The 9232-nt window shown below is 70.3% G+C and carries 11 protein-coding genes; 5 read left to right on the top strand and 6 right to left on the bottom strand.

Translation table 11 applies throughout. From position 1 onward, the window contains the following. Positions 1–72 precede the first annotated feature (72 nt). A complete protein-coding gene (prmC, locus tag ACFWX1_RS24840) occupies positions 73–939 on the bottom strand; it encodes a peptide chain release factor N(5)-glutamine methyltransferase (protein WP_378391088.1) in 867 nt (288 codons plus the stop codon). 147 nt (positions 940–1086) lie between these two features. Next, positions 1087–2193, bottom strand: a complete 1107-nt coding sequence (locus ACFWX1_RS24835; RefSeq protein ID WP_378391086.1) for a multiprotein-bridging factor 1 family protein — start codon at positions 2191–2193, stop codon at positions 1087–1089. Positions 2194–2334: 141 nt separating this feature from the next. On the opposite strand from ACFWX1_RS24835, the gene ACFWX1_RS24830 reads away from it, so the two are divergent. Then, positions 2335–2616, top strand: a complete 282-nt coding sequence (locus tag ACFWX1_RS24830) for a hypothetical protein (protein WP_378330408.1) — start codon at positions 2335–2337, stop codon at positions 2614–2616. 3 nt (positions 2617–2619) lie between these two features. On the opposite strand, the gene ACFWX1_RS24825 is transcribed toward ACFWX1_RS24830, so the two are convergent. Next, positions 2620–2967 carry a MerR family transcriptional regulator gene (locus tag ACFWX1_RS24825; protein ID WP_378391084.1) on the bottom strand — a complete coding sequence of 116 codons (348 nt, stop codon included), beginning with the start codon at positions 2965–2967 and terminating at the stop codon, positions 2620–2622. A 59-nt stretch (positions 2968–3026) separates the two neighbouring features. On the opposite strand from ACFWX1_RS24825, the gene ACFWX1_RS24820 reads away from it, so the two are divergent. The 4 genes from ACFWX1_RS24820 to ACFWX1_RS24805 are packed head-to-tail and all read left to right on the top strand — an operon-like array spanning position 3027 to position 6093. Next, on the top strand, positions 3027–3794 hold the full coding sequence (locus tag ACFWX1_RS24820) for an alpha/beta fold hydrolase (protein ID WP_378391082.1): 768 nt from the start codon (positions 3027–3029) through the stop codon (positions 3792–3794). Between the two features lie 3 nt (positions 3795–3797). Continuing rightward, positions 3798–4604 (top strand): TIGR03619 family F420-dependent LLM class oxidoreductase, encoded by an 807-nt coding sequence (locus ACFWX1_RS24815; RefSeq protein WP_378391080.1) that lies wholly within the window; start codon positions 3798–3800, stop codon positions 4602–4604. Positions 4605–4651: 47 nt separating this feature from the next. Further along, entirely contained in the window at positions 4652–5665 is a 1014-nt protein-coding gene (locus tag ACFWX1_RS24810) for a glycosyltransferase family 2 protein (RefSeq protein WP_378391078.1), read from the top strand. After that, positions 5662–6093 (top strand): GtrA family protein, encoded by a 432-nt coding sequence (locus ACFWX1_RS24805; RefSeq protein WP_378391076.1) that lies wholly within the window; start codon positions 5662–5664, stop codon positions 6091–6093. Before ACFWX1_RS24810 ends, ACFWX1_RS24805 begins: the two co-directional genes overlap by 4 nt. On the opposite strand, the gene ACFWX1_RS24800 is transcribed toward ACFWX1_RS24805, so the two are convergent. The 3 genes from ACFWX1_RS24800 to prfA form a co-directional block, all read right to left on the bottom strand. Beyond that, positions 6080–6499, bottom strand: coding sequence for an SgcJ/EcaC family oxidoreductase (locus tag ACFWX1_RS24800; protein WP_378391074.1), 420 nt, complete (start codon positions 6497–6499; stop codon positions 6080–6082). The two genes, ACFWX1_RS24805 and ACFWX1_RS24800, sit on opposite strands and share 14 nt — an antisense overlap. A gap of 103 nt (positions 6500–6602) precedes the next feature. Beyond that, positions 6603–8042 (bottom strand): hypothetical protein, encoded by a 1440-nt coding sequence (locus tag ACFWX1_RS24795; RefSeq protein ID WP_378391072.1) that lies wholly within the window; start codon positions 8040–8042, stop codon positions 6603–6605. Between the two features lie 37 nt (positions 8043–8079). Further along, the gene (gene prfA / locus ACFWX1_RS24790) at positions 8080–9150 is read right to left on the bottom strand and encodes a peptide chain release factor 1 (RefSeq protein ID WP_378391070.1); all 1071 of its coding nucleotides are present in this window, start codon (positions 9148–9150) and stop codon (positions 8080–8082) included. Positions 9151–9232 lie beyond the last annotated feature (82 nt).

Raw genomic sequence — 9232 nt, 5'->3', positions numbered from 1 at the left:
GGCTGCACTCTCCACACCCCCGGCGGGGGCTGGGGTCCTCCAGCCGCGCGCCCCCCCCACCCCCCCCCCCCTTCAGCCCAGCCTTCGGGCGGTGACGAAACGAGCGCGGCCCGCGAAGTCGTTGTGGTCCTCGACAGCGGTGAGCACCCGGCGGGCCCGGACCAGGGCCGGGACGGCGGAGCCGTGCGTGTCGTCGTGCTCGATCGCCAGCCCGCCCCCGGCCCGCAGCAGTCGCGCCCCCGCGGCGATCGCGTGCCGGATGACCGCGAGACCGCTTTCTTCGGCGAACACCGCGCGAGCCGGATCGTGCTCGGCGACCTCGGGCGGGACGGGCGTGCCGTCGGGCACGTACGGCGGATTGCACAGCACCAGATCGACGAGGCCGTCGAGCTCGGCGAAGATCGTGGTGTCGGAGATGTCCCCGGAATAGAGCCGGATCGGGGTGTCCCCGGCGTCGGCGTGGACGTCGGCGTTGTGCCGGGCCCAGGCCAGCGCCTGCGGGTCGACGTCGACGGCGTACACCACCGCGTCCGGTCTCGCGTGCGCGACGGCCAGCGCGAGCGCGCCGGACCCGGTGCACAGGTCCACCACGACCGGGAATTCGCGGCCGTGCAGGAACTTCAGGCCCCAGTCGAGCAGCAGCTCGGTCTCCGGGCGCGGCACGAACACCCCGGCGCCGACGTTCACGGTGATGTCGCCCAGCGCGGCCCAGCCGGTGAGGTACTGCAGCGGGATCCGTTTCGCGCGCTGGTTCACCAGCTGCCCGATCGCCTCGACGACCGGCGGATCGACCAGCGGCACCATCGGCAGCCTGCCGCGCTCGACCCCGAGCACGTGCGCGGCGATGAGCTCCGCGTCCGACCGTGGCGAGGCCACGCCCGCTTCGGTCAGAATGCGGGTCGCCTCCATGATGGCCAGGCGCAACGGCTGCCGCTTCACTGGTCGTCCTTCATCTCGTCGAGATTGACACACGAGGCGGAACAACCCCGTATGCGGACACGGCGCGTCGGGGCGGATCCGCGTGTCCCCAGACTATCGAGTCGCGGCGCGGCGCCCGCGCCGCACGCGTGTTCCCGCCGCGGGTGCTCAGCGGCCGGCGAGCCGGACGGCGTACCGCAGCCCGGCGAGCTGATCACGGGAGTACCCGGGCAGTTCGCTGCCGGAGCCGAGGCGTTCCAGCGCGGCCGCGGTCCGGCAGCGCAGCCGCGGCCGTTCGGACAGCAGCGACGGCCGGGAGACGACCAGGCTGTGCAGGGTGTCCAGGTTCAGGGTCAGCTGCGGGGTTTCGGGGCCGAGCCGGTGCACGAGGTGCCAGCCGAGGCGTTGCCCGCCCCAGCAGCGGGGGTCCAGTTCGGCGACGAACCGGTCGTCGGCCTGGTCGTCCACGAGTTCGCCGGTCCAGTAGGCCCAGTAGTTGAGATTGGCGGTCTCGGCCCAGCCGCCGGACGTGCTCCGGACGAACGAGCACAGCGTCTCGGCATCGCCGGTCACCGCGAGCGCGATCGACGCCGACCGCTTCGCCAGCAGCTCGGCGACGTCCCCGTCCTCGATCTTCCGCCCGCTGGTGCGTGTCCACTCGTCGTGCAGCCAGGTCTTCACCGCCGCGCTCTTCCCGAAGCCGAGCAGATACACCGCCTGACGCCGGAGCAGCCGCTGATCCGGCCCGACACAGCGGTCCGCGACGGCGAGCAGGTGATCGAAGAACCGCTTCTGCTCGTCGGGACAGAACGTCGGCCAGAGCGGTTCGGGGCCGCGGCGCGGGACGCGGGAGACGAACCCGTCCAGCTGTCCCGGGGTGACACCGGTGAACGGCCAGGTGAGCAGGTTGATCAGCGAATGCCGGTGCACCGCGGCGGCGAGCGGATGCGGATCGGGTATGGCACCGACGCCGCCGTGTTCTATCGCCAGCGACAGCACGACGTCGACCTCGATCGCCTCGCGCAGATGCCGCCCGGTGGAGGACGGCGCGCCGAGCCGCAGGAGACAGTTCCGCAGCCGCAGGAGGTCCCCCGTCTGCAACGCCGAGAGCGGGCGCCTGCCCGACTCCCACGCCTGGACGGTCGTGACGTCGGCGCCGACCGCCTCGGCCAGCCGTTCCTGGGTGAGCGCGGCCGTCTGCCGGGCGAGCTTGAGGACGAACCCGGACACCGTCCCCCGATAGCGGGAACTCCGACCGCTGGTCGATGTCGGCACCGCGCCCTCCTCCTCTGCCCCGCCCTGACCGGACAGTCCGGGGCCCCGACTCGGACCGGGGGTCTGTTCCGGAAGAGGCGCGGCGAGCCTACTCTGCGTCCGCATGATTACGAATAGTGACCACAGAGGAGTCGCCCAATCGTGACCGCGCAGATCATGGTCGACCTCGACCGGGTGCACCCGGTCGTCGACGGCCGCTGGCACCGAGCCCTCCTGACCTGCATCCCCGGGCCGGGCGAGGTGATCACGACGCTGTGCGGGCGCACGGAGGAGGTCGAGTACCTGCCCTACAGCAGCGCCGCCCCGCTCGCGACCATCTGCTGGGACTGCGACCTCGAATACCGCGTCCGGCACAACATCGCGACGCTGCCGAACCACCCGGCACTGCGCGGCATGGTCCCGCCCGCCCCGCGCGGGAAGTAGCGGCTATTCCCCGGCCGAGAGGTAGTTAGCGAGCACGCCGCGCCGCCGGCGCAGGGTGTCGATGCGATCGTCCATCGCGTCGAGTTCGCGACGCAGCGTCGTGGCGAGCTCGGGGCAGAGGTCCAGCTCGGCCTCCTCCCCGCTCGCGCACTCCAGCGCGGTGGCGATGACCTCGGTGTTCAGCCCGGCGGCGAGCAGGCGGCGGATCTGCCGCACCCGGATCACGGCGTCCTCGGTGTACTCGCGGTAGCCGTTGCGGTCACGGCCCGCCGTCAGCAGTCCCTGCTCGCCGTAGTACCGCAGCAGGCGCTGGCTCACGCCCGTCCGCCGCGACAGCTCACCGATCCGCATGTGTCCCCCACCACCCGGGCTTGGCCTTCACACCGATGTCAATCCTTAACGTCACGAGCATGACGAATCATTTCGCGCACATCGTCCGGGGCTCCGGGCCGGGACTCCTGCTGGCGCACGGCGGCGGGGGCACCATCGCGGGCAACTTCGGCCCGATTCTCGACGACCTCGCGCGCACGCACACCGTCGTCGGCGCCGACTACCCGGGGAGCGGCGACACGCCCCGCAGCACGACGCCGCTGGAGCTCGACGCCGTCGCCGACGAGCTGGTCGCCATCGCGACCGACGCCGGGCTGGACCGCTTCGCGATCCTCGGCTACTCCCTCGGCACCGCGGTCGCGGTCCGGGCGGCCACCCGGCATCCGGAACGCGTCACCGCGTTGATCCTGACCGCCGGGTTCGCCCGCCAGAACAACCGCATGCGCCTCGCCACCGACGTCTGGCGCACGCTGCTCGACGGCGACCGCAGGCTGCTCGCGAAGTTCCTGACCCTCGTCGCCACCGGCGAACGCCATCTCGAATCGCTGAGCGCCGAGGAGCTGGAGCGGGCCGTCGACGAGCTGGCCGCGTTCATCCCGCCGGGCAGCCCCGAGCACGTCGACCTCGTCGCGTCCGCCGACACCAGGGCCGAGCTGGCCGGGATCGGCGTGCCGGCGCTCGTCATCGCGACGACGCTGGACGGCCTCGCGTCCCCCGCGCTGGCGCGGGAACTGGCCGCCGCGATCCCGGGCGCCGAGCTGGCCGAGATCGAGGCCGGGCACAACATCGCCGTCGAAGCACCGGACGCCTGGCTGACCGCCATCGAGAAGTTCCTCGGCAGGAGCTGAGCCATGGACCTGCAGGTGGTACTGCCCGACGAAGCACCCGGCATGGACCCCGGCCGCCCCGCCGCGCTGGCGCGAGCGGCCGAGGAACTCGGCTACGAGACCGTGTTCCTGCCCGATCACGTCCTTCCGCCGGGGCCCTACGGCGAAGTGTTCGGCGGGGTGTACGAGCCGCTGATCACGCTGGCCCATATCGCGGCGGTGACGGAGCGGATCCGGCTCGGCACGTCCGTGCTGATCGTGCCGCTGCGCGACCCGTTCGTCCTGGCCAAGCAGGTCGCGACGCTCGACCGCCTGTCGCGCCACCGGCTCACCCTCGGTGCCGGGGTCGGCTGGAACACCCGGGAGTTCGCCGAACTCGGCGCGGATTTCGCGGTGCGTGGGAAGCGCACCGACGAAACGCTGGAGCTGCTCGACGCGCTCTTCACGACCGGGCGGGGGCCGGACGGCGGACACTTCGAACCCCGTCCCGAGGGCCGGATCCCGGTCCTGGTCGGCGGGAACTCGACGGCCGCGCTGCGCCGCGCGGCACGGCTGGGCGACGTCTGGCAGAGCGCGGGCCTGTCCCCCGCCGGCTTCGGGAACCGTGTCCTGCGGCTCAACGAACTGGCAGGCGGACGGGAGATCCGGGCCTCCGCGCGGATGGAGTGGACCGGCGGCCGGGACGACCTCGACCGGGCCGTGGCGGACGCGCACGCCTACGCCGGGGCGGGGGCCTCCGCGGTCGCCGTCCACTTCGGTGCCGAGAGTGGCTATGCCGAGCGCATGGCCGAGTTCGCCGAGCGCATGACCTCGTCGCCGCCGGGCCTGTGATCTCCTAGGATGGGCGGACGATCGCCGTAAGAACCCCCGGAGACCCCGTGTCCGCAGAACCGGCCGACGAAGCGCGAAGAGTCGCGTTCATCTTCCCGATCTTCAACGAGGAAGCCAACATCGACCTGCTGCACAGCACGGTCGACGAGGTCACGCGGCCGCTCGCGGACAGGTACGCGTTCAGCTTCATCTACGTCGACGACGGCAGCCGTGACGGATCGCTGGCCAAGCTCGCCGCGCTCGCGGAGCGCGACGACCGCGTCACCGTCGTCGAGCTGTCCCGCAACTACGGGCACCAGCTCGCGGTCACCGCCGGGCTCGACCTGGTCGACGCGGACGCCACGATCATCATGGACAGCGACATGCAGGACCCGCCGCGGGTCGCGCTCGAACTGATCGAGAAATGGGAGGAAGGCTTCGACGTCGTTTACGCGCAACGCCGGTCACGCCAGGATTCGGCGTTCAAGAAACTCACCGCGGGTGCCTTCTACTGGTTCCTGCGCAAGATGGCCGCGGTCGACATTCCCAAGAACACCGGCGATTTCCGGCTCGTCGACCGCAAGGTCGTCGACGAGCTGCGCAAATACCGGGAACGCGACCGCTTCCTGCGCGGGCTGGTGAGCTACATCGGGTTCAAGCAGACCGCGGTGCTGTTCGACAGGGACAAACGGCACGCGGGCGTCACGGGATACCCGCTGCGCAAGATGCTCCGGTTCGCCGCCGACGGCATTCTCGGCTTTTCCGTGACCCCGCTGCGGATGATCACCCGGTTCGGTTACCTGATCTCGCTGCTCAGTTTCCTCGGCGTCCTCTACGTCGTCGGCGTCAAACTGTTCGCCCCCGAAACCGCGGTACCCGGCTGGGCGTTCATCACGATCGCGATGTTCTTCCTCGGCGGTATCCAGATCATCATGCTCGGTGTCCTCGGCAGCTACATCGGGCGCACCTACTCCCAGGTGCAGAACCGGCCGTTGTACACGGTGGCGTCGGTCCGCACCGGGCCACCGGACCCGGGTGAACGGGAGCGGACGGGCGCGGACGCCGGGAGCGCCGCGCGGTGAAGCTCATCACCGGCACCCAGCTGCGGTTCGGCCTCGTCGGCGTCGCGAACACACTCCTCGACGCGCTCAGCTACGCGTTGCTGGTCACCCTCGGCGTCCCGCTGGTCGTCGCGAACTTCCTCTCGACGAGCGCCGGGATGACGCTGAGCTTCACCCTCAACCGCAGCTTCACCTTCCGCGCGAAGGACGGGGACGTGCGGCGCCAGGCGATCCTGTTCTTCGCGGTCACCGCGTTCGGGCTGTGGGTGATCCAGGCGCTGGTCATCATGGCCGTCACGAAGGCGTTCCCCGGGGTGCACGTCCTGGTACCGAAGGCGGCCGGGATCGCGGTCGGCCTGGTGTGGAACTACGTGCTGTACCACCAGGTCGTCTTCCGGCACTCGCGCCGCGCCCCCGCCGAAACCACTCCGGGAGTCAGCCGCGACTGACGTTGGTGTTCTGGACCGCGTGAATCCACCAGGCGCCCGCTCTCCTGACCAGCACCCACGTTCCGGCGTTTTCGAAGCCTTCGCGGCCCGCCATGGTCACGTGCTGCCGGAGAGCGAGCACGGCCACGTCCGGGGCGGGGAACGTCAGGCGTTCGATCGTGTAGCCGCTGCGATAGCCCTCGGGAGCGGCGGCCAGCGCTTCCCGGTGGTACGCGTTGATTTCTTCCCAGCCGACGAACCGTCTGCCCGCGGGGTTGGTGAAGACGACGTCGGCGGTGAAACACGCGTCGAACTCCGCGGCGTCGAGGTCCGCGATGGCGGAATCCAGTTTCGCCACGAGTTCCCTGATACTCCGCACGTCCGCCTCGTTCGCGGACCGTTCCTGCCCGGCGGGGCGCGCGACCATGCCGATCCCTCCTCCACATCGCCAAGAGACCAGGCAACGCTAAAACCTCGACCCGAGTCGATGTCAAGGACGAGGCCGGTCGCACGGAATCGGCAACGAGCAGCTACGCCGCCGGCTGGACGGCGACCTCCTGCGCGGCTTCGTCCGATGTCGCCGGGACTTCCTCCGGTGCCTTGCGGGGCAGCAAGCTCAGCGCGGCGAACACCGCGGCGAGCAGGGTCGGGAACAACGTCAGCTGCTGGTGCTTGACGCCCTCGATGCCTTCGGCGAGACCGGAGGCGAGGAACTGCGCGACCGCGAACAGCAGCAGCATCACCGTCACCACGCCGAGGTCACGGCGCCCGGACCGGCGCCGGAACGCGCGGATCCCGAGCCACAGCACGACTATCCACAGTGGAAGAAGGAAGAACAGGCCGAGCGGGGCGAGCAAACCGGTCAGGCCGGACAGCACGGGGACCCGGTACTCCTTGGCCAGCGGCGGCTGACCGGCGTGCTCGCCGAAGCTGCCCAGGTTCGGCACCCGCGCCGTGAGCACCTCCTGCGCCGCCTTGTGCATGATCTCGACTGTCCTCAGTGGATGCGTGAGGTAGTAGTGCGCGACGTTGCGCCTGCTGATCTTGTCCCGGTACTGCGGATACAGCGGATCACTGTGCGCGGGATGCGCGCTCCACCACGTGGTCCCGCTGTACTTCGCGAACTCCGGCGGCAGCCCCAGCGCGGCGAGGTCGGCGGACGAATCGTGCTGTCCGTCCACAATGGCGTCGAATACGACGTGATACATGTTGGCCTCGCGGTATTCCGCGTTGGCCGGGTCGCCGCTCGATTGCGTGAGCGCGGTCCCGGTCCCCGCCACGACGAGCACCGCCAGCGGCAGCGCCCACCGGGCCACGCCTCGCACGCCCGGCGGGCGCACGAACAGCAGCGCCAGCACGACCAGCGGAATCAGCAGCAGCGTCTGGGTTTTCGCGTTGATCCCGATCAGCGCGCCCAGCACCGTGACGACGGCACCGGCGTACCGCCACGCACCGGTGCGGTTCATCAGCAGCAGGCCGCCGCACAGCAGCACGATGCCCACGAAGGCGGCGCCCTCGCTGAGAACCGAAGCCACGTAACCGAAAAAGGCCGAATCCGCGACCACGAGCAGCAGCAGCGCGGTGGCGATGATCCGGTTCCGCGTGGACAACCGCAGCCCCAGCACGATCGCCGTGATGCCGAGCGCGAGCAGGACGCAGCAGAGCACGCCGAGCACGAGCAGGTTCAGCACCGAGGACGAGCCAAGCAGTTTGCCCAGTTCGCTGGCGATCTTGTCGAGCCAGCTCTGACTGGAGATGTACGCGCTCTTGCACTCGGGCGCGGCACCGTAGGCGAACCGGACGAACTTCTCCGACGGGCGGTCCGGCTGGCTCGCGCCGAGCTGGCACAGCAGCCGCCACCCGTCGCCGTTGTCGGCCATCCCGATCGGCCGCGGCACGAGGAACCGCACCAGGAGCACGCCGAGCGACGTGATCAGAACACCGAGACCAAGCCGGATTTCGCGCGCCACTCGGGATACCTTAGGTCGTTACGTTCCGCTGTCCCGCTCAGCCCGCCTGGGCGGCCAGCCGTTCTTCGCGGTCCGCGGTGGCCAGCGCGTCGAGCACGCCGTCGAGATCGCCGTCCAGAACCTGATCCAGGTTGTACGCCTTGTAGTTGACCCGGTGATCGGAGATCCGGTTCTCCGGGAAGTTGTACGTGCGCACCCGCTCCGAGCGGTCGACGGTGCGGACCTGCGAACGGCGCGCGTCCGACGCCTTCGCGGCGGCCTCCTCCTCGGCGATGGCCTGCAACCGGGCCTGGAGCACCTGGAGCGCGCGGGCGCGGTTCTGGATCTGCGACTTCTCGTTCTGGCAGGAGACCACGATGCCGGTCGGCAGGTGCGTGATCCGCACGGCCGAGTCGGTGGTGTTGACGCTCTGCCCGCCGGGCCCCGACGAGCGGAAGACGTCGATGCGCAGGTCGTTCGGGTCGATCTCGACCTCGACCTCCTCCGGCTCCGGGTAGATCAGCACCCCGGAGGCGGAGGTGTGGATCCGGCCCTGCGATTCGGTCGCGGGGACGCGCTGCACCCGGTGGACGCCGCCCTCGAACTTCAGCCGCGACCACACGCCGTCGGCCTCGGCCGTCTTGCTCTTGATCGACAGCGTGACGTCCTTGTAGCCGCCGAGATCGGAGTCGACCGAGTCCAGCACCTCGGCCTTCCAGCCGTGCCGCTCGGCGTAACGCAGGTACATCCGCAGGAGATCGCCGGCGAACAACGCCGATTCTTCGCCGCCCTCCCCGGATTTGATCTCCATGACGACGTCGGAGCCGTCGTAGGGGTCGCGCGGCAGGAGCAATTCGGTGAGTTTGGCCTCCAGCGCCGGGATCCGGACGCCGATTTCCTCGGCCTCCGCGGCGAAAGCGGGATCCTCGGCCGCGAGCTCCTGTGCCGCGGTGAGGTCTTCACGGGCACTGTCGAGTTCGCGGACGGTCGTCACCACCGGCGTCAGCTCGGCGTAGCGGCGGCCGAGCTTGCGGGCACGCGACTGGTCCGCGTGCACGCCCGGGTCCGCCAGCTGCGTCTCCAGCTCGGCGTACTCGGACAGCAGCCCCTTGAGCGAACTCGAATCCACCACTCCACCTCTCGGACGACGCCTCTGCCGGACAAAGCTCCCAAAACAAACGGCGCCCATCCGCTCGTTCGCGGATGGGCGC

Origin of the sequence: Amycolatopsis sp. NPDC059021 (genome assembly GCF_042739895.1) — a bacterium.
In the GTDB taxonomy this organism is placed as follows: Bacteria; Actinomycetota; Actinomycetes; order Mycobacteriales; family Pseudonocardiaceae; genus Amycolatopsis.
The sequence above is the reverse complement of the archived record's forward strand: the minus strand, read 5'-3'. Positions and strand labels throughout refer to the sequence as shown.